Source organism: Pseudomonas sp. FeS53a, from assembly GCF_000931385.1.
Classification (GTDB): Bacteria; Pseudomonadota; Gammaproteobacteria; order Pseudomonadales; family Pseudomonadaceae; genus Metapseudomonas; species Metapseudomonas otitidis.
In genome coordinates this window covers 47,293-66,816 of the sequence record NZ_JYFT01000078.1, presented here as the reverse complement: position 1 = coordinate 66,816, position 19,524 = coordinate 47,293, and the positions used below count along the sequence as shown (strand labels likewise).

Sequence of the window (19,524 nt, the reverse complement as noted above, 5' to 3'; positions counted from 1 at the left end):
TGCCTTACTCCTTGGCCACCAGCTTCACCGCGCGGTTGGCGCGGTCCACGGGGCGGACTTCCTGCCCCTCGCGCAGCACCTGGACGCCGGCTGCGACGACCCAGTCCTGGGCCTTCAGCCCGTCCAGCACCGGCACCCGATCCTCGCCATAGGGACCGACGTGCACGGTACGCCGCACCAGGGTGGAGGTGGCAGGGTCGACCACCCAGACGAACGGGGTGCCGGCCTCGGCCGTCAGTGCCGACAGCGGCACCGAGAGGGTCTCCGCTCCCACGCCCTTCACGTAGACGCGCGCGCTCTGGCCCAGCTCCGCCGGCACCTGGCCGGCGGTGAAGGCAACCCGCGCGGCGAAGGTCCGCGACTGCTGGTCCGCCGCCGGTGCCAGCTCCCGGATGCGTGCCGGCAGTTGCCGACCCGGCTGGGACCACAGCTCCACGGCCACCGGCTGGTCCACCTTGAAGCGGTCGATGGCGTGCTCGGGCAGGCTGATCAGCACTTCGCGCTCGCCGTCGGCGGCCAGGCTGAAGACCGTCTGCCCGGCGGCCACCACCTGGCCCACCTCGGCACGGCGGGAGGCGATCACGCCATCCTGGGAGGCACGCAGCACGGCGTAGTCCGCCTGGTTGCTGGCGACGTTGTACTCGGCCTTGATCTGCTTGAGGCGCGCCTCGCCGGCGCGGTACTGGTTCTCGACGTTGTCGAACTGCGACTGGCTGATGAGCTTGCGCTCCAGCAGCGTGCGGTAGCGGTCACGCTCGGCACGCACCAGTTGCAGATTGGCTTCGGCGGCCGCGACCTGGGCACGGGTCGCCTCCAGTTGCAGGCGTACGTCCTGGGGGTCCAGCTCGGCCAGGGGCTGGTCCTTCTTCACCCGGTCCCCCACTTCCACCAGACGGCGGGTGATCTTGCCGCCGATGCGGAAGGCCAGGTCCGGCTCGTAGCGGGCGCGCACCTCGCCGGCGTAGGTGTCCACGGCGTCCGCCGCGGGTTGAGGTTGCACCACCATGGCCGGGCGGATGGTAGGCTGCGCGCTTTCACCATTGCCACAGGCACCAAGGAGAAGGGACAGCGACACGGGCAGAGCGAGGGACAGAGCATGGCGGTGCATGGTGAATGACCTTTCGCGACGTACGGTTTTTTGAATATTTATACTGCCCGGTATAGTAAAAATAGCGAACTCACCAGTCCAGTATTAACGAGAAAATGTCAGACAATTCTTTGCAGAGCAGCGGCCCGGGGCGCCCGAAGGATCCGGCGAAACGCGCAGCGATCCTTGAGGCGGCGAAATCACTGTTCCTCAGCAAGGGCTACGACGGCAGCAGTATGGACGCTATCGCCGCGGAAGCCGGGGTCTCCAAGCTCACGGTCTACAGCCACTTCACCGACAAGGAGACGCTGTTCTCCGCCGCCGTGAAGGCCAAGTGCGAGGAGCAATTGCCGGAGCTGCTGTTCCAGCTGCCCCACGACGGCACCATCGAGAGCGTGCTGCTGAACATCGGCCGGGGCTTCCATGCGCTGATCAACAGCCGCGAATCCATCGAGCTGCACCGCCTGATGGTGGCGCTGGGCGCGCAGGACCCGAAGCTCTCGCGGCTGTTCTTCGACGCCGGCCCACAGCGCATCCTCAACGAGATGGAGCGCCTGCTGGCCCGCGCCAACGACGCCGGCAAGCTGCGCATCGACAAGCCATTGAACGCCGCCGAGCACTTCTTCTGCCTGATCAAGGGCGGGCACAACTTCCGCCTGCTGATCGGCTGCTGCACCGCGCTGGAAGGGCCGGGTGCCGAGCAGCACGTGCAGGAAGTGGTGGAGCTGTTCCTCAAGGCCTACCGGGCCGAAGCCTGAGGAGCGCGCCCGGCGCTCAGCGCCGGTGCAGGCGCACCCGTGCGCGACGGGGCCTCAGGGAGAACCAGCCCTGGGGCTCGATCGCCCCGAGCGGCTCCACGTCCCAGTAGGTGACCCACCAGGCCAGGGACACCGCCACATCGAGCATCGCCATGGCCGTGCCGGGGCAGGCCCGATCGCCCAGGCCGAAGGGGAAGTACGCGCCTTTCGGCCAGGTGGCCGGTTCCAGGAAACGTTGCGGCCGGAAGGCCAGCGGCTCGTCGAACCAGCGCGGATCGCGGTGAGTGATCCAGCTGGACAGCATGAGGATGTCGCCCTTCCGCAGCGCCTGCCCGAACACCTCGGTGTCGGCCGTCAATTGCCGCGGCACCAGGCCGTATGCCGGCGGGTACAGGCGCAGGCTTTCCTGGATCACCGCCCGCAGCAGCGGGCAACCCCGCAGGTCCGCCACGCCCTCGATGCGTGACCAATCGACGCCGGCCAGCTCCTGCCGCAATGCCGCCAGCACCTCGGGGTGCCGGGCCAGCATCAGCAGCGTCCAGGTCAGGGTCACCCCGGTGGACTGGTGACCGGCCATGAGCAGGGTCGCCAGTTCGTCGCGCTGTGCCGCCAGCGGGCGCGGCGACTGCTCGGCGATACCGGCGACCACCGCCTGCAGCCGCCCCAGGGCCCAGCGCTTGCGCGGGCAGAGCTTGCTGGGGAACCAGTGCCCGAGGGGAATGCCCGTGCTGGTCTCCAGCAACGCCACCCGCGAGAGCAGGCGCACGGCCCGGGCGATGTCGAAGGCCTGGTCGCGCAGGTCCATGCCGAACAGTGCGTGGCCGGTGAGCGTGGCGCTGTAGGCCGCCATCTGCAGGTCGAGATCGACTTCGCCACCGTCTTCCAGCCCCTGCCCCCAGCGCTCGGCCAGTTGCAGGATCTCCAGCGGCTGCGGCGCGGCAATGTGCGGGCGGACGGCCTTGCGCTGGGCCTGGGCGGGTGGCCCCTCGCGCATCATGAAGCTGCGCCCGTTCCACTGCCGCATCATGCACAGGCTCGGCTCCCAGCGCCGTAACAGGGCGCGGTGCTCCACCAGCGCCTGGTGCACGGCCTCGGGATGGAACAGGCACCACACCCGGTTCAGGCCCATGCGCGAGACGGCCATGTCGGGCTGCTCGGCGTGCACCTGCGCCAGCCAGGCCAGCGGGTCGCGCTGCAGCGCCAGCCAGTGCCGCGCACCGGCACGCTGGTCATCGACCCAGGGCAGGCGTGCCAGAGTGCGGCGGATGGGGCAACGCAGCGTGTCGTCCATGAGCACCTCGCACTCAGCCCTTGGCGAGGGCTTTCTTCGGGTAGATGTCGTAGCGGCTGGACTTGCCTTCCAGGGCGTAGCTCGGCTTCGGCCCCTCGATGATCGGCGCCTTGCGGGGGCGCTTCACCACCACCCGGTGGCTGGCCAGTTCCAGGGCGGCAGCCAGCAGGGCCGGGGCGTCCAGGTCATCCCCCACCAGGGGGCGGAACAGGCGCATCTCCTTCTTCACCAGGGCGCTCTTGTCCCGGTGCGGGAACATCGGGTCCAGGTAGATCACCTGGGGCGGCTCGTCCGTCCACTCAGCCATGCGGGTGATCGCATTGCCGGTCAGCAGGTGCAGGCGGGCGGCGATGGGGGCCACGTCAAGATCGCGCGCAGCACGGGCCAGGCCATCTTCCAGCAGGGCCGCCACCAGCGGCTGGCGCTCGATCAGGTGCACGTCGCAGCCCAGGCTGGCGAGCACGAAGCCATCGCGTCCGAGCCCTGCCGTGGCGTCCAGTACCCGAGGCCGAATACCGGGCTGGATGCCCACCGCCTTGGCGATCATCTGCCCTGCCCCGCCGCCGAACTGGCGCCGATGTGCCGCAGCCCCTTCGACGAAATCCACCCGTACCGGGCCGGGCGCGCCCGGCCCCAGCTCCACCAGTTGCAGGCCGTCGTCGCCCAGCTGCAGGGCGAAGCCCGCTTCGCCGTCCAGGGGCAGGCCCAGGCGCTCGGCCCAGGCCCGAGCCTCGGCCTCCAGGTGAGGCACCAGGGCCTCGACCCTTACCCGGGCCGTTTGCTGCTCGTCGTTCATCAGGGGTTCCACCGAATCGAATGGGCGGCATTTTGCCAGAGCCGGCCGCCCGGGGTCAGCGGCACTGGCGGAACAGCCCCATGTCGAGGTGGAAGTGATCGCGGTGGGCCGCGTTGTAGTCCGGCCCCAGGGTGACGTGGAAGGTGTCGCAGGCGGCCTGGTGCGCCCGGTGCAGGAAGCGTGCGGCATCGCCCTGGCCGCTCCAGTCGCGGGCCACGCTGATGCGACGGCCATCGGCCAGCTGGAAGCCGGCGATGTCCAGGGCATTGGCGTAGGCGTGCTGGCTGCGGCGCTGGCTGGTGCCGATGTTGCGGCAGGCGAAGCTGCCCAGGTGCTCCACCCGCGCCACCGGCTGGCCGAACACCTCGCGGGCGGCCGGCTGCAGGCCATACCGCTCGAACAGCGCCCAGCCCACCGCTACTTCGCAGGTGGCCAGGAAGCTGCTACTGAAGCGCACGCCGGATGCGCTCACACGCACCGCGTTGTCCACCGGGCAGCCCGGCGCCGGCACGCTGTCGGGCACCGCCTGGTAGCGCATCCCCGCGCTGTCCAGGGCCTGCTTGCAGAGCTGGGGGTCGGCCTGCAGGCGCATCAGCTTGAAGGAGGTCAGCAGGTTCGGTGGCTCACGCACGTCCAGCGGGGCCCAGGGGTTCCAGCGCGGGGGCAGCTCGATCCAGCCCTGCCTCACCGCCAGCGGCAGCAGCACCAGGACGAGGAGCCCGCCCAGCACCCGCCCGCGTCGACTCATCGGGGAGGAAACAGCGCGTTGATCCGGTCGAACGGCATCGCCTGCTGGGCAGCGGACAGGTCATGCCCGTGGAGCTGGCGCGCCGCCTCGAAGAACGCACCGTAGGCCACCCGCGCCAGGTTGGATCCCAGGCTGACCCGACGCACGCCCAGTGCGGCCAGTTCGTCGAGGGTCAACGCCAGCGCCGGCGAGCCCACCAGGATATTGACCGGTTTGGGAGCGACAGCGGCCACCACCTCGGCGATCTGCTCGCGGGTGGTCAGGCCGGGGGCGTAGAGCACATCGGCGCCGGCCTCGGCATAGGCCACCAGGCGGCGCAGGGTGTCGTCCAGGTCCGGCCGGCCATGCAGGAAGTTCTCCGCCCGTGCCGCGAGGGTGAAGGGGAACGGCAGCGCCCGCGCGGCCTCGACGGCCGCCTGGATGCGCTCCAGGGCCAGCCCGGCATCGTAGATGGGCGCCTCCGGCCGGCCGCTGGCGTCTTCGATGGAGCCACCGACCAGGCCGGCTTCCGCCGCCAGCCGCAGGGTCTCGGCGCAGGCTTCGGGGCTGTCGCCGTAGCCGTTCTCCAGGTCGGCCGCCACCGGCAGCGGCGTGGCCTCGACGATGGCGCGGGCATWGGCCAGGGCCTCTTCGCGGCTCACCGCGCCTTCCGCATCCCGCCGCCCGAGGGAAAAGGCCAGGCCGGCGCTGGTGGTGGCCAGGGCCTTGAAGCCCAGGTGCGCCAGCATGCGGGCGGAACCGGCATCCCAGGGATTGGGCAGGACCAGCAGGTCCGGTCCCTGGTGCAGGGCGGCGAAGTCTCGGGCGCGTTGGCTCTGGTCAGTCATGGGGGCGCTCCATCGAAGGCGGGGAGGCCCGACCTTACCCCAGGGGAACGGGAGCGGACAGATACAGTGCCCGGGGATCAGAGCAGCTCGAACTGCTCCGCTGCCGGGGCCACCTCGGGCTCGGCCAGGGCGGGCAGGCCCGGCAGGCGTCCCATCAGGCCGTCGTGGAAGCGCCTGGCCTGGGCGGCGGCCAGGTGGTTGTCGGGGGTGTGCAGGAACACGTAGGGCGTGAGGCCCTCCTCGATCCAGCCGGCCACCTTGTCCAGCCAGGGCTCCAGCCACACCTGGTTGGCGTCCAGGTCAGGGCCGCCGATGAAGCGCACCTGCGGGGCTCGGCTGAACGCCGCCGGGCGCACCGGTACACGCGGCTTCTTCGATTGCGCGTGGCGAACGGCGGGGTCGTCGGACTCACAGGCGAACAGCGCCCGGGAATCCAGGCAGATACGCTCCACACCACGCTCATGGAGCAGGCGGTTCAAGGCCTTCTCCTCCTCGCCCCGGGCGAAGAAGGCGTTGTTGCGCACCTCCACCGCCATGGCGCGGTGGGAGAAGGTATCGAGCCAGTCCGCCAGCTCGCCGAGCCGCTGCGGCCCGAAGCTGGCCGGCAGTTGCAGCCAGAGCGGCGCGACCCGCCCACCGAGCGGTTCGAGCAACTGCAGGAAGGCCTGGGTGGCCTCGACCTTGTCCCGCAGGTCGCCTTCGTGGCTGATGTCCCGGGGCAGCTTGGCGCAGAAGCGGAAGCCCTCCGGCATCCGCTCGGCCCATTGCTGCAGGGTGGCGGGTGCGGGACGGGCATAGAAGGTGGTGTTGCCCTCGACGGCGTTGAATACCCGGGCGTAATGCTCCAGGGTTTCCGCCGGGCGGACATCGTCAGGGTAGAGGGAACCGCGCCAGGCTGGCTCGTTCCAGGACGGGCAGCCGATGAAGTACGGCAGCATCAGGCGTAGAGGTCGAGTCCGAGGACTTCCGGCGCGTCGGCTTCGGAGGCGAAGCTGGCCGTGGAGCTGTAGCTGGCGATGGCCTGGTAGGCCCGGTTGCTGAGGTTGCGCGCGGCGGGTTGCTGCAGGTCCTGGGGACGGGCCGGCAGGGCATTGCTGCTGGCGTTGCCCGCCTCCACCTTGCGGGGCTGGGCGACCTGTTCGAAACCCTGGGTATTGCCGGGGCTGGACGGCGTATCACGGCGCGCTTCGACCTCGCGCTGCACCTCGCGGAAAGCATTGGTCGCGCTGCCCTGGCGAGGGCTGCGGTCCAGCGAGATGGAGGAGGTGAAACCGTCGATGCGCATTGCGAGCTTCTGCTGTCGCTAAAGGTGGGCCTGAACGGAGTGGAATCTAGCCGGGCGCCGGGTGATTTTCAATCGGCACGGACGTCCGGCCATACCGGCCGTCGCCTATGGCGACCGCCGATGTTTCCCCTCAGACCGGCGCCTTGGGGGTGGCCACGTTGTCGCGCAGGTACACCGGCTGCGCCGCGTCGGCCGCAACGGCCTCACCACGGGCCCAGGCAAAACCGGCCAGGGCGAGCAGGTCCTGGGCGTGGGGCAGCAGGGCCGCGTCGCGCCCCTGGGTCGGCACCGCCAGGCGCTCGCCGTAGGTGCCCCAGCCGGTGCCGGCACCGAACCAGTCGCCCGCTGCATCGCGGGGCAGCGCCACCTGCTCCGGCGGCAGGACCGCCTCGACACCGGCCAGGCGCATCTCGCCGGCTTCCAGGCGGTAGCAGCCCCAGTAGACCTCGTCCATGCGCGCGTCGATGGCGGCGGCCACCTGGGTCACGCCCTGCTCTCGGTGGGCACGCTGGGCCAGCACCGCGAGGTTGGAAACCGGCAGTACCGGGCGCTCGAGGGCGAATGCCAGCCCCTGGACCACGCCGATGGCGATGCGCACTCCGGTGAAGGCACCCGGGCCACGGCCGAAGGCGATGGCGTCCACGGCGGACAGGGCGACCCCCGCCTCGCCCAGCAGGTCCTGGATCATGGGCAGCAGGCGCTGGGCGTGCTGCCGGGGAATCACCTCGTAATGGCTGAGCACGCGCCCTTCATGCAGGAGGGCGACGGAACAGGCTTCGGTGGCGGTATCCAGGGCCAGCAGGGTGGTCATCGGGGCATCCAGGTGAGCGAAAAAAGGCGCGCATTATAAACGCCAACGGCCCGCAAGCGGGCCGTTGGTCGGGATGATCGCGAGGGATCAGGACAGGGCGGCGAACACCTTGGCGGTGATCTCGTCGACGCTGCCCACGCCGGCGACGGCGCTGTACTTCGGCGTGCCTTCGGCGGCCGACAGCTTCTGGTAGAAGTCCACCAGCGGCTTGGTCTGGGAGTGGTACACGGAGAGGCGATGACGCACGGTCTCCTCGGTGTCGTCCTTGCGCTGCACCAGTTCTTCACCGGTGACGTCGTCCTTGCCCTCGACCTTCGGCGGGTTGTAGACGACGTGGTAGACGCGGCCGCTGGCCTCGTGCACACGGCGACCGGCGATGCGCTGGACGATCTCCTCGTCATCGACGGCGATCTCGACCACGTGGTCGATGCTCACGCCTGCTTCCTTCATGGCCTCGGCCTGGGGAATGGTGCGCGGGAAGCCATCGAACAGGAAGCCGTTGGCGCAATCGGGCTGGGCAATGCGTTCCTTGACCAGGTTGATGATCAGGTCGTCGGACACCAGGCCACCTGCATCCATCACGCTCTTGGCCTTCAGGCCCAGCTCGGTACCGGCCTTCACGGCGGCACGCAGCATGTCGCCGGTGGAGATTTGCGGGATGGAGAATTTCTTGGTGATGAAACCAGCCTGGGTACCTTTGCCGGCACCGGGCGCCCCCAGCAGAATCACGCGCATCGATGTGCTCCTCAAGAATTGTTTTGAAGTCTTCGGATTCGCCTCGTGGGGCCAATCTCAGTATCGGTTTCGGCGTCTTCGAGCGGCCAAAAGGTTGCTCAAGATACACAGCACCCCTATAGCGCACAAGCCGTCGAAAGTCGGAGCAAAAGGCCCTCTAGCCGGTGTTCCGCAGGCCCGCCGCGATGCCCGCCACGCTCACCAGCAAGGCCAGCTGCAGGGGGTCTTCCACGCGGCTTCCAGCCGCTCTGGAACGGGCCAGGAGCTCGGTCTGCAGCAGGTGAAGCGGGTCCAGGTAGATATTCCGCACGCCGATGGCCTCGCGGGTCTCCGGACTGAGGGCGAGCAGCTCGGAATGGCCGGTCACGCGCAGTACCGATGTACAGGCCTGCGACAATAGGTCGCGTAAATGCGCGCCCAGCGGACGCAGGCCATTTTCCACCAGACGTTCGTCGTAGAGCGCTGCGATCGGCGCGTCGGCCTTGGCCAGGACCATCTCCAGCATGTCGATGCGGGTGGCGAAGAACGGCCAGCTCTCGCGCATGCGCTGCAGCAACGGCCCCTCGCCCCGCGCCTCGGCGCCCTGCAATGCACGCTCCCAGCCCAGCCAGGCCGGCAGCATCAGCCGCGTCTGGGTCCAGGCGAAGATCCAGGGGATCGCCCGCAGGCTCTCGATGCCGCCGGCCCGGCGCTTGGCCGGCCGACTGCCCAGGGGCAGCCGCCCCAGCTCCTGCTCGGGCGTGGCCTGGCGGAAGTACTCGACGAACAGCGGGTGCCCGCGCACCACGTCGCGGTAGCCGGCCAGGCCATCAGCGGCCAGCCGGTCCATGGCCTCGCGCCAGGCCGGCTCGGGCTCCGGCGGCGGCAGCAGGGTCGCCTCCAGCACGGCGGCCAGGTAGAGGTTGAGGTTCTGCTCGGCGATGTCGGGCAGGCCGAACTTGAAGCGGATCATCTCGCCCTGCTCGGTGGTGCGGAAGCGCCCCGCCACCGAACCCGGCGGCTGCGACAGGATGGCCGCGTGGGCCGGTCCGCCGCCGCGCCCCACCGTGCCGCCCCGGCCATGGAACAGCAGCAGTTCGACGCCATGCCGGGCGCACACCTGCACCAGTGCTTCCTGAGCACGGTACTGGGCCCAGGCGGCGGCGGTGGTGCCGGCGTCCTTGGCCGAGTCGGAGTAGCCGATCATCACTTCCTGCGGGCCGCACAGGCGCGCGCGGTAGTCCGCCAGGCCCAGCAGCCGGTCGATGGTCGGCGCGGCGTTGTCCAGGTCCGCCAGGGTCTCGAACAGCGGGACCACGCGGATCGGCCGTTGCAGCCCGGCCTCCTTCAGCAGCAGTTGCACGGCGAGCACGTCCGAGGCCGCCCCCGCCATGGAGATCACGTAGGAGCCGAGTGACGCCGCCGGCGCCTGGGCCACCACGCGGCAGGTGGCGAGCACCTCGGCGGTGTCCTCGCCGGGCTGGTGATGGGGCGGCAGCAGCGGGCGCGGGTTGGCCAGCTCGCGCTGGAGGAAGGCCAGGCGCGTGTCCTCGTCCCACTGGCTGTAGTCGCCCAGTCCGAGGTAGTCGGTGATCTCCGCCAGGGCGGCGCGGTGGCGGGCCGAGTCCTGGCGCACGTCCAGGCGCACCAGGAACAGGCCGAAGGTGGCCGCGCGGCGCAGGCAATCCAGCAGCGCGCCATCGGCGATCACGCCCATGCCGCAGGCATGCAGCGAGCGGTGGCAGAGTTCCAGCGGTTGCAGCAGGTCTTCGTTGTCCTGCAGCACATCGGTGCCGGGCAGCCGTTCGCCGTCCAGCGCGGCCTGGGCCCAGGCACGGGTGGCACGCAGGCGCTCGCGCAGTTGCTTGAGCAAGGCGCGGTAGGGCTCGGCCTGTTCGCCGCCGACGCACGCCAGCAGTTCATCGCTGGCGCGTTGCATGGACAGCTCGGCCGCCAGGTGATCGACGTCCCGCAGGTACAGGTCGGCCGCCATCCAGCGGGCCAGCAGCAACACCTGGCGGGTGACCGCTGCGGTGACGTTGGGGTTGCCGTCGCGGTCGCCGCCCATCCACGAGGCGAAGCGCACGGGCGCGGCGCGCAGGGGCAGGTGCTCGCCAGTGGCGGCGAACAGCGCCTGGTCGGCCTTGCGCAGCACGTTGGGCAGCGCTTGCCAGAGGGAATGCTCGATCACCGCGAAGCCCCACTTGGCCTCGTCCACGGGGGTCGGCCGCTGGCGGCGGATCTCGTCGGTGTGCCAGGCCTCGGCGATCAGCCGGCGCAACGCCAGGTGCACGGACTCGCGTTCCGCGTCGGTGAGGTCGTCATGGTCCAGGCGGGCCAGTTGCGCCGCCATGGCGTCGTACTTCTGGATCAGCGTCCGCCGGGCCACCTCGGTGGGGTGGGCGGTGAGCACCAGCTCGATGTCCAGCGTCGCCACCTGGCGGGCCAGCGCATCGGGGGCGTGGCCGGCCTGGCGCAGGCGCTGCAGCAGTTCCGGCAGCACGCGCTGCTCGAACGCCAGCGGCTCACCCGGCGCCTGGCGGCGTACCCGGTGGTACTGCTCGGCGATGTTGGCCAGGTTGAGGAACTGGTTGAAGGCACGGGCCACCGGCAGCAGCTCGTCGGTGGTGAGGTCGGCGAAGGACGCCTCCAGCCGCTGCCGCCCTTCTGCCACCCCCTGGCGCGCGGCCTTGGCGCCCTTGCGGATGCGCTCGATCTTCTCCAGGAAGGCATCGCCCCACTGGTCACGGATGGTGTCACCCAGCAGTTCGCCGAGCAGGTGGACGTCTTCACGCAGGCGCGGGTCGATCTCCGCCATGGCAGGCCTCTCCGGTAATGGGCAAGGGAGTTCCAGAGTGCCCATGGCAGGCAGCACTGGCAAGACCGCCGCTCTACCCCGCGGCACCTGCGCTCCGGCTCGCTGCGGTCAAGGGCTGTGACCCTGCCTCGTAAATTTTCTTGAACATTTTCGACAGGCGGCCGGTCACACCCCATAAGCCAGGTCATTCGGCAAACGCCGCCTAAAAGCGGCTATCCGGCGTCAATAGGTATTCATTGGCGCGCATCTGGCAGGAAAGTAGCCATGAGGCCCCACCGGGCCGAGGTCACCAATGGAGCTGAACATGATGAAAAAGCGCGCTGCTGTAGCGAATCCGAGAACAGTGATGGCCGTGCTGGCCCTGGGCGCTACCGCCCTGCTCGCCGGCTGCGCCGGCAACCCGCCGACCGAACAGTTCGCCGTCACCAACACCGTGGTCAAGAGCGCAGTCGATGCCGGCGCTCCGCAGTACGCCCCGGTTGAAATGAAGACCGCCCAGGACAAGCTCGACCAAGCCGAGCGCCTGATGCGCGACGAGCGCTACGACGAGGCCCGCCGCGTTGCCGAGCAGGCCGAGTGGGATGCCCGCGTGGCCGAGCGCAAGGCGCTGGCGGTGAAGGCCGAGAAGGTGCTGGAAGATGCCCACCAGGGTGTCCAGCAGATCCGTGAAGAGGGCTCGCGCACCCCGATCCTGGTGCAGTGAACCCCGGCCTCCGAACCCAGTTAAGGATGATCCCCATGAACAAGCTGATCAGCGTTTCCGCCCTTTCCGTGCTGAGCCTGGCCCTGGTGGCCTGCGCCTCCAAGCCGAACCCGAACCTGGACCAGGCCCGCAGCAACTATTCCCAGCTGCAGGCCGAGCCCCAGGCCAACAGCCTGGCCGCCCTCGAGACCAAGGAAGCCGGCGACATGCTCAGCCGTGCCGAGCAGGCCTACGCCGACAAGCAGGACCAGGTCCAGGTCGACCACCTGGCCTACCTGACCAACCAGCGCGTCGAACTGGCCCGCCAGACCATCAAGCAGAAGGCCGCCGAAGAGGCCCTGGCCAAGGCGCCGGCCCAGCGTACCCAGGCCCAGCTGGACGCCCGCAACCAGCAGGTGGACGTGCTGCTCAACCAGCTCAAGGCCAAGCAGACCGACCGTGGCCAGGTGGTGACCCTGGGTGACGTGCTGTTCGAGGTGGACCGCGCCGAGCTGACCCCCAACGGCATGCAGAGCGTGCACCAGCTGGGCACCTACCTGACCCAGAACCCGGACCGCCAGGTGATGATCGAAGGCTTCACCGACAACACCGGCACCGTCGACCACAACCTGCGCCTGTCCCAGGCCCGCGCCGACTCCGTGCGCCGTGCCCTGGTGGCCATGGGCGTGAACCCGAGCCGCGTCACCACCCACGGCTTCGGCAAGGACTACCCGGTGGCCAGCAATGACTCGCCCTCCTCCCGCGCGCTGAACCGCCGGGTCGAGGTGACCATCGCCAACGGCCCCGGCCCGGTCGCACCCCGCGCCCTCTGAGGCCGTCGCGCCCATGAAGAAGCCCGCCTGATGGCGGGCTTTTTCATGCAGCGATCTTCATTCAGTGCCGCCCGTGCACACCCGGCACATGCAGGTGCCCCGCCTCGGCGCAGGCTTCGGACACCACGCTGGGCGGTGCCGGCTGCTCCAGCTCCCGCAGGATGCCGCACGACTCGCTGCTGCCGGCGCCCTGGCACTGGGCGCGCAGGTCCCGCAGCTGGCCCTGCAGCGCACGCAGCTCGGCGATGCGCACCTCGACGTGGTGGATGTGCTCGTCGATCAGCCGGTTCGCCGCTGCGCAATCGGCCTCGGGGTTGTCCCGCAGGCGCAGCAGCTCGCGGATCTCCTGCTGGGTCATGTCCAGCGAGCGGCAATGGCGGATGAACGCCAGGCGCTCCACGTGGGCCTGGGTATAGAGACGGTAGTTGCCCTCGCTGCGCGCGGGCTCGGGCAGCAGCCCCTCGCGCTCGTAGTAGCGGATGGTTTCCACCGGGCATTCGGTCAGCCGGGCCAGTTCACCGATCTTCATGAGCAGCACTCCTTGACTCTGTAGTTGCTACAGGGTGTGCAATGACGCCCGTACCGTCAATGGAGTCCGCCATGAGCCAGGACAATTGCTGCAACCACAACCACGGACGTGCGGCCACAGCCAAGCCGAAGGCAGCCCACGACCATCACGATCACGATCACGATCACGATCACGATCACGATCATCAGCCTGCGGGCCCCGCGCCGGAGCTGCGCGCCCCGGACGCCACCCTCGGCGAGGCGCGCTGGAGCAGCCTGCGCATCGAGGCGATGGACTGCCCCACCGAGGAGCGCCTGCTGCGTGACGCCCTGGGCAAGGTCCCGGCCATCGAGGCCCTGGAATTCAACCTGATGCAGCGGGTGCTCAAGGTCCGCCACCGCTTCGTCGACCTGGCGCCGCTGCAGCAACTGGTGGCCCAGCTCGGCMTGCAGGCCGAGCCCCTGGAAGCCGGCGCGCCGGCACCGGCCGAGCGCCGCAAGCCCTGGTGGCCGCTGGCCCTGGCTGGCGTCGCCGCCCTGGCGGCCGAAGCCTGCGAGTGGTTCTCCATCGGCCCGGGCTGGCTGGAAGCCGGGCTGGCAGTGCTGGCCATCCTCACCGCCGGCCTGCCCACCTACCGCAAGGGCTGGATCGCACTGAAGAACCTCAACCTCAACATCAACGCGCTGATGAGCATCGCCGTCACCGGCGCCATGCTGATCGGCCAGTGGCCGGAAGCGGCCATGGTCAGCGTGCTCTTCGCCATCGCCGAGCTGATCGAGGCGCGCTCCCTGGAACGGGCGCGCAACGCCATCCGCGGCCTGCTGGACCTGGCGCCGGAGCAGGCCACTGTGTGGCAGGACGGCACCTGGAAGGCGCTGTCTTCGCGCGAGGTGCAGGTCGGCGCGCGGGTGCGGGTACGCCCCGGTGAACGCATCGCCCTGGACGGCGAAGTGCTGCGCGGCCGCTCCAGCGTTAACCAGGCCCCCATCACCGGCGAGAGCCTGCCGGTGGAGAAGGAGCCGGGCGAGACGCTGTTCGCCGGAAGCATCAACGGCGAGGGCGAGCTGGAATACAGCGTCACCCGCGCGGCGGACGACAGCACCCTGGCGCGCATCATCCACGCCGTGGAGGAAGCCCAGGGCGCGCGGGCGCCGACCCAGCGCTTCGTCGACGCCTTCTCCCGCGTCTACACCCCGGTGGTGTTCCTCATCGCCGTGGCCACTGCCGTGGTGCCGCCGCTGCTGCTGGGCGGGCTGTGGCTGGACTGGATCTACCGCGCCCTGGTGCTGCTGGTGATCGCCTGCCCCTGCGCCCTGGTGATCTCCACGCCGGTCACCCTGGTCAGCGGGCTCGCCGCAGCCGCGCGCAGCGGCGTGCTGGTCAAGGGGGGCGTGTTCCTGGAGATGGGCCGCCAGCTCGCCTGGGTCGCCCTCGACAAGACCGGCACCCTGACCCACGGCCAGCCGACCCAGACCGACCACGTGCGCCTGCGCGACCTGCCGGGGCTCGACCCGCGCCAGCTGGCCGCCAGCCTGGCTGCTCGTTCGGACCACCCGGTGTCCCAGGCCATCGCCCGGGCGGCCGAGGCCGACGGCGTCGCCCTGCTGGAGGTGGACGAGCAGGCCGCCCTGCCCGGCCGTGGCGTACGGGGCACGGTGGCCGGGCGTGCCTGCCACCTGGGCAACCACCGTCTGGTGGAAGAGCTGGGGTTGTGCTCGCCCGAACTGGAGGCCCGCCTGGACGTGCTGGAGCGCCAGGGCAAGACGGTGATCGTGCTGCTCGACGAACAGGGCCCCCTGGCGCTCTTCGCCGTGGCCGACAGCGTCCGCGAAACCAGCCGTGAAGCAGTGGCCGAGCTTCACCAGCTGGGGGTGCGCACCCTGATGCTGACCGGCGACAACCCGCACACCGCTGCGGCCATCGCCGCCCAGGTGGGCATCGACGAAGCACGCGGCAACCTGCTGCCGGAAGACAAGCTGGCCGCGATCCGCGAGTGCCAGGCCGGTGGCAAGCGGGTCGGCATGGTCGGCGACGGCATCAACGACGCACCGGCCCTGGCCCGCGCCGACATCGGCTTCGCCATGGGCGCGGCGGGCACCGACACCGCCATCGAGACCGCCGGCGTGGCGCTGATGGACGACGACCTGCGCAAGCTGCCGCAGTTCATCCGCCTGTCGCGCCGGACCTGGTCGGTGCTGGTGCAGAACATCGCCCTCGCCCTGGGCATCAAGGCGGTGTTCCTGGTGCTCACGCTGATGGGCGAAGGCACCCTGTGGATGGCGGTGTTCGCCGACATGGGCGCGAGCCTGCTGGTGGTGTTCAACGGCCTGCGGCTGTTGCGCGGAGTGAAGTAAAGGAACGGCATCGCCCGGCTACGGAACAACCCACGTAGCCCGGGCTTCAGCCCGGGGAGCGGTTCCCCTCAAGGGAGCAGCGGGCCCGGAATGTCGCCGGGTCATTCTGGTGCTTCAAGCCACTGAAAAGCGGTGGGCTGAAGCGGAACGCCGCCCGACCCACCCTACAAAAGCCGCCAGATCAGGCCAGGGCGTCGCGGTAGAGCTGCGCCATGTCCTCGGCGAAGGCCACCAGCAGCACCTCTTCCAGGCTGCTGCCGGCGGGGCGCGGTTGGCGCAGTTCGTGGACGGCCACGGCGGCAGCGGCCCCCAGCGGGTAGCCGTAGATGCCGCAACTGATGGCCGGGAAGGCGATGCGCGCCAGCCCTTGCGCCTCGGCCAGCGCCAGGCTGTTGCGGTAGCAGCGGGCGAGCAGCTCGGGCTCGCCCTGGTCACCGCCGCGCCAGACCGGCCCGACGGTGTGGATCACGAAGCGCGCCGGCAGGCGGTAGCCCGGGGTGATGCGCGCCTCGCCCGTGGGGCAGCCGCCGATGATCCGGCAGCGGGCCACCAGCTCCGGCCCTGCCGCACGGTGGATCGCGCCATCGACGCCGCCCCCGCCCAGCAGGGAGGAATTGGCGGCGTTGACGATGGCGTCCACATCGAGGGTGGTGATATCGCCCTGCCAGACGGTGATCTTCATCAGCGGTCTCAGCGGACTTCCTGCGGGGTTTCCTGGCCCATGCAGCGCACGGCCTGCTTCTTGTTGTCCACCAGCACGCCGGTCAGGCCCTTCTGCTGGGTATCGAACAGCACCAGCACGCCATCGATGCACTGCGCGACCTGGTTGGCCGGCTGCAGCGAGACCTTGTAGTCCTCGCCGGGAATGGTCTTGAGCATGGTGAAGTCGGACAGCAGCAACGCGTCCTCGGGTTTGGCGAAGTGCAGGTAGCCGTAGTACCAGAGGACCATCACGGTGCCGATGATGGTGCCGACGCCGGTGAGGATCAGCGGAATGGGGTTGCGTTCGCTCATTGGGGACTCTCTGTATTCGGGACTTCAGCCAGCCGTCGCAACCCGACGAACCCCTTGGGGTCGTCGAGGTAACGCAGCATCACTTCGCGCCAGGTGGGGTCGGCAAAGGTCTGCACGTGCCCGCCCCGGGTCGGCTGGAACACCCGTGGCGGGGGCGCAGCTTGATACAAGCGCACGCCATTGGAAAGGGGCACCACCGGATCGTCGATGCTCTGGTAGATCAGCATCGGCAGCCCCTGCAGGCGGCCGATGGCGCCGATTGCACTGTCGCCATCCGGCACCAGCCAGGACAGCGGCACTTGCAGCGGCCAGGTTAACCAGGCGTTGCCGAGGGTGAATTGAGCCACGTCACGGTAGCTGGCCGGTACGCCGTCCAGCACCAGCGCCCTGACGCCGGCCCGGCGCTCGGGGTGCTCGGCCAGGTAGCGCACCGCCAGGGCGCCGCCCAGGCTCTGCCCGAGAATGATGCGCGGCTGGCCCTGGGCATCGGGCGCACGGTCGAGCCAGTCGAAGGCGGCATCCAGGTCGAGGAACACATCCGGCAGGGCCGGCCGGCCTTCGGAGTGGCCGTAGCCGCGATAGTCCAGCATCAGCACCTGGTAGCCCTGCTCGGGCAGCCACCAGCTGCCGCCGAGGTGGCTGGCGAGGTTGCCGCCGTTGCCGTGCAGGTGCAGCACGGTGCCCTTGACCGCCTTGCCCGGCGCCACCGGCAGCCACCAGCCGTGCAGGCGCAGGCCGTCGCGGGTCACCAGCTGCACGTCGCGGTAGGCCAGCCCGGCCCGCTCGGGGGTGAAGGGCAGCTCGCGCTCGGGGTAGAACAACAGGCCGCTGCAGCCGCTTAGCAGCGCCGCCAGCAGCAGCGGAACGAGGCGCCTCACTGGCCGCCGGCGCGGGTTTCCTCGCGCGCCTTGTAGGTGGCTTCGTAGATGCGCTCGGCCAGGCGCGAGAAGGGTAGGCTCTGGATCCACACCGTCCCGGTGCCGCGCAGGGTGGCCAGGAGGATGCCCTCGCCGCCGAAGAGCATGCTCTTCAGCCCGCCGGCCAGGCCGATGTCGTAGTCGATGCCCTGGGTGAAGGCCACCAGGCAGCCGGTGTCCAGGCGCAGGGTCTCGTTGTTCAGCTCCTTGCGGATCACCGTGCCGCCGGCATGCACGAAGGCCAGGCCATCGCCCTCCAGCTTCTGCAGGATGAAGCCTTCACCGCCGAAGAACCCGGCGCCCAGGCGTTTGTTGAAGGCGATGCCGATGCGCGTGCCGTGGGCGGCGCAGAGAAAGGCGTCCTTCTGGCAGACCAGCTGCCCGCCGACCTGGGCCAGGTCCACCGGCACCACGGTGCCCGGGTAGGGCGCGGCGAAACCGACGCGCTGCTTGCCCTGCCCTTCGTTGGTGAAGTGGGTCATGAACAGCGACTCGCCGGTGAGCATGCGCTTGCCGGCGCCCCACAGCTTGCCGAGCAGGCCATTGCTGCTGCCGTCGCCCATGCGGGCTTCGAAGCGGATGCCTTCGGTCATGTAGTTCATGGCGCCGGCCTCGGCGATCACCGTTTCACCGGGGTCGAGGATGATCTCCACGGTCTGCGCCGAGGCGCCGAGGATGTCGTATTCGAGCTGGTGGCTGGCCATGCAGGGCTCCCTTGGAAGTGGCTGGGGGATCAATCACAGGCGCCGGCCAGGCCGCGGTTCGGCACCCCGGGGCCGAGCGCCGCGGCGTCAGAGGATGTTGGCGTAGTCCGCCTCGATGCGGTCCAGGCTCAGGTGGTTGAGGAAGTTGGAGAAGCACATCCACGCGGACAGCGCGTTGAGGTCGCGGAACTGCGGCGGCAGGTACTTCGGCGGCACCACCAGGCCCTCGTCCACGAGTTGGCGCAGGGTGCGCATGTCTTCCAGGGTGGTCTTGCCGCAGAACAGCAGCGGGATCTGCTCCAGCTTGCCCTTGCGCACGGCGAGCTGGATGTAGTTGTAGATCATGATGAAACCCTTCAGGTAGGACAGGTCCTTGGTGAAGGGCAGCCCGTCCGGCGAGGAGCCCCGGAACACGCGGCTGGCACTGCCGTAGCTCTCGCCCATGCCGTAGCCCTGCTCGCGGTAGAACTGGTAGACCTCGAGGAAGTCCGCGCCCTCCTCCGCCATGTGGATGGCGCGGGTGCGGTTGGTAAGCTTGCGCAGGCGCGAGGGGTAGGAGGCGAAGGCGATCACTTCCATGAGGATCGCCAGGCCTTCCTGGGTCACGGTGGACGACGGCGGGCCCTTGGCGAGGAAGGTGCACACCGGCTGGTTCTGGCCATTGAGGGTGGTGCCGACGTGCACCAGCCCTTCGTGGACTTCCAGCGCGCGCACGTCGCGTTCGTTGAACAGCGCGTCGCTGCGGATCTTGATGTAGTCGGCGCCGGCCGCCGCGTCGGCGACGATGCCGTCGGACTCCAGCACGCGGATGGTCTCGTCGCCGAACACCGCCGAGAGGCGGCTCTGCAGCAGGCCGACGGCGTCCTTGGCGGTGAGGGTCTTGGGCTCGTCCTTCAGGTCGCCGCGGTCGTCGATCTTGTTCAGGTAGTCCGAGAGCATCAGCCCCAGGTCGGACAGGGTCGGGTCACCAGCATGGAAGGCGTCGGAGGCTGCGCCGTAGAGCTCCTGGGAGATCAGCCCGAAGTCCGGCGTACCGCGTGCTTCGAGCATGCGGATGACCATCCGGTACTCCTTGCACATGCGCCGCATGATCTGCCCCACCGGGTTGAACTGGCCGAGCTGGCGGGTGATGTCGCGTTCGATGTTCTGGAATTCGAGCTTCTTGGCCACCGGGTCGAAGGCCAGCGGCCGGCTCTCGTAATAGGCGCGGTCCACCTCGGGCATGGCCTTGCCCTTGTGCTTGAGGAAGCCCTGGCGAACGCTGTCGTCCCACTTGATGGCGTCCAGCACGCGGATCGGTGTCTGCGCCAGGACGATGCGGTCGGACAGGCTGCGAACGGTGTTCTGGTAGTCGTCAGGGACCTTGCGCCGGCTCAT

20 protein-coding genes are annotated in these 19,524 nt (G+C 69.5%); 4 read left to right on the top strand and 16 right to left on the bottom strand.

Annotated elements, in window-relative coordinates:
* Window positions 1-4 precede the first annotated feature (4 nt).
* Window positions 5-1,108, bottom strand: coding sequence for an efflux RND transporter periplasmic adaptor subunit (locus tag SZ55_RS24700; RefSeq protein ID WP_044413198.1), 1,104 nt, complete (start codon window positions 1,106-1,108; stop codon window positions 5-7).
* Window positions 1,109-1,203: 95 nt separating this feature from the next.
* Here SZ55_RS24700 and SZ55_RS24695 point away from each other — a divergent pair, with 95 nt between their 5' ends.
* Window positions 1,204-1,845 carry a TetR/AcrR family transcriptional regulator gene (locus SZ55_RS24695; RefSeq protein ID WP_044413195.1) on the top strand — a complete coding sequence of 214 codons (642 nt, stop codon included), beginning with the start codon at window positions 1,204-1,206 and terminating at the stop codon, window positions 1,843-1,845.
* 16 nt (window positions 1,846-1,861) lie between these two features.
* Here the strand turns inward: SZ55_RS24695 and SZ55_RS24690 are convergent, their stop codons facing one another.
* The 9 genes from SZ55_RS24690 to ppc all read right to left on the bottom strand — a co-directional run bounded on the left by SZ55_RS24690 (window position 1,862) and on the right by ppc (window position 11,135).
* Window positions 1,862-3,136 (bottom strand): cytochrome P450, encoded by a 1,275-nt coding sequence (locus tag SZ55_RS24690; RefSeq protein WP_044413192.1) that lies wholly within the window; start codon window positions 3,134-3,136, stop codon window positions 1,862-1,864.
* A 13-nt stretch (window positions 3,137-3,149) separates the two neighbouring features.
* The gene (locus tag SZ55_RS24685; RefSeq protein WP_044413190.1) at window positions 3,150-3,932 is read right to left on the bottom strand and encodes a class I SAM-dependent methyltransferase; all 783 of its coding nucleotides are present in this window, start codon (window positions 3,930-3,932) and stop codon (window positions 3,150-3,152) included.
* 55 nt (window positions 3,933-3,987) lie between these two features.
* Entirely contained in the window at window positions 3,988-4,680 is a 693-nt protein-coding gene (locus SZ55_RS24680; RefSeq protein ID WP_044413187.1) for an extensin-like domain-containing protein, read from the bottom strand.
* Complete coding sequence (locus SZ55_RS24675) at window positions 4,677-5,507, bottom strand: isocitrate lyase/PEP mutase family protein (RefSeq protein ID WP_044413184.1); 831 nt, start codon at window positions 5,505-5,507, stop codon at window positions 4,677-4,679. The genes SZ55_RS24680 and SZ55_RS24675 overlap by 4 nt, the downstream gene beginning before the upstream one ends.
* Window positions 5,508-5,584: 77 nt before the next feature.
* A complete protein-coding gene (locus tag SZ55_RS24670) occupies window positions 5,585-6,445 on the bottom strand; it encodes a DUF72 domain-containing protein (protein WP_044413181.1) in 861 nt (286 codons plus the stop codon).
* A complete protein-coding gene (locus SZ55_RS24665) occupies window positions 6,445-6,792 on the bottom strand; it encodes a hypothetical protein (RefSeq protein WP_044413178.1) in 348 nt (115 codons plus the stop codon). Before SZ55_RS24665 ends, SZ55_RS24670 begins: the two co-directional genes overlap by 1 nt.
* Before the next feature lie 130 nt (window positions 6,793-6,922).
* The gene (gene tsaB / locus SZ55_RS24660; protein WP_044413175.1) at window positions 6,923-7,603 is read right to left on the bottom strand and encodes a tRNA (adenosine(37)-N6)-threonylcarbamoyltransferase complex dimerization subunit type 1 TsaB; all 681 of its coding nucleotides are present in this window, start codon (window positions 7,601-7,603) and stop codon (window positions 6,923-6,925) included.
* Window positions 7,604-7,690: 87 nt separating this feature from the next.
* On the bottom strand, window positions 7,691-8,338 hold the full coding sequence (gene adk / locus SZ55_RS24655) for an adenylate kinase (RefSeq protein ID WP_044413172.1): 648 nt from the start codon (window positions 8,336-8,338) through the stop codon (window positions 7,691-7,693).
* Between the two features lie 157 nt (window positions 8,339-8,495).
* Complete coding sequence (gene ppc, locus SZ55_RS24650; protein WP_044413169.1) at window positions 8,496-11,135, bottom strand: phosphoenolpyruvate carboxylase; 2,640 nt, start codon at window positions 11,133-11,135, stop codon at window positions 8,496-8,498.
* A gap of 292 nt (window positions 11,136-11,427) precedes the next feature.
* Here ppc and SZ55_RS24645 point away from each other — a divergent pair, with 292 nt between their 5' ends.
* The gene (locus SZ55_RS24645; RefSeq protein WP_044413167.1) at window positions 11,428-11,838 is read left to right on the top strand and encodes a DUF4398 domain-containing protein; all 411 of its coding nucleotides are present in this window, start codon (window positions 11,428-11,430) and stop codon (window positions 11,836-11,838) included.
* 35 nt (window positions 11,839-11,873) lie between these two features.
* On the top strand, window positions 11,874-12,650 hold the full coding sequence (locus tag SZ55_RS24640; RefSeq protein ID WP_044413164.1) for an OmpA family protein: 777 nt from the start codon (window positions 11,874-11,876) through the stop codon (window positions 12,648-12,650).
* Between the two features lie 61 nt (window positions 12,651-12,711).
* Here SZ55_RS24640 and cadR read toward each other — a convergent pair whose 3' ends face one another.
* On the bottom strand, window positions 12,712-13,179 hold the full coding sequence (gene cadR, locus SZ55_RS24635; protein ID WP_044413161.1) for a Cd(II)/Pb(II)-responsive transcriptional regulator: 468 nt from the start codon (window positions 13,177-13,179) through the stop codon (window positions 12,712-12,714).
* Between the two features lie 71 nt (window positions 13,180-13,250).
* Here cadR and SZ55_RS24630 point away from each other — a divergent pair, with 71 nt between their 5' ends.
* The gene (locus tag SZ55_RS24630) at window positions 13,251-15,512 is read left to right on the top strand and encodes a heavy metal translocating P-type ATPase (RefSeq protein WP_082078337.1); all 2,262 of its coding nucleotides are present in this window, start codon (window positions 13,251-13,253) and stop codon (window positions 15,510-15,512) included.
* A 181-nt stretch (window positions 15,513-15,693) separates the two neighbouring features.
* On the opposite strand, the gene SZ55_RS24625 is transcribed toward SZ55_RS24630, so the two are convergent.
* From SZ55_RS24625 to SZ55_RS24605, 5 genes are all read right to left on the bottom strand, one after another.
* Entirely contained in the window at window positions 15,694-16,194 is a 501-nt protein-coding gene (locus SZ55_RS24625; protein WP_044413159.1) for an O-acetyl-ADP-ribose deacetylase, read from the bottom strand.
* Window positions 16,195-16,202: 8 nt separating this feature from the next.
* Window positions 16,203-16,526 carry a hypothetical protein gene (locus SZ55_RS24620; protein ID WP_044413157.1) on the bottom strand — a complete coding sequence of 108 codons (324 nt, stop codon included), beginning with the start codon at window positions 16,524-16,526 and terminating at the stop codon, window positions 16,203-16,205.
* A complete protein-coding gene (locus SZ55_RS24615; RefSeq protein ID WP_044413154.1) occupies window positions 16,523-17,404 on the bottom strand; it encodes an alpha/beta hydrolase in 882 nt (293 codons plus the stop codon). The genes SZ55_RS24620 and SZ55_RS24615 overlap by 4 nt, the downstream gene beginning before the upstream one ends.
* Complete coding sequence (locus SZ55_RS24610) at window positions 17,401-18,147, bottom strand: TIGR00266 family protein (RefSeq protein ID WP_044413151.1); 747 nt, start codon at window positions 18,145-18,147, stop codon at window positions 17,401-17,403. The genes SZ55_RS24615 and SZ55_RS24610 overlap by 4 nt, the downstream gene beginning before the upstream one ends.
* 87 nt (window positions 18,148-18,234) lie before the next feature.
* On the bottom strand, window positions 18,235-19,524 hold the full coding sequence (locus tag SZ55_RS24605) for a flavohemoglobin expression-modulating QEGLA motif protein (protein WP_044413148.1): 1,290 nt from the start codon (window positions 19,522-19,524) through the stop codon (window positions 18,235-18,237).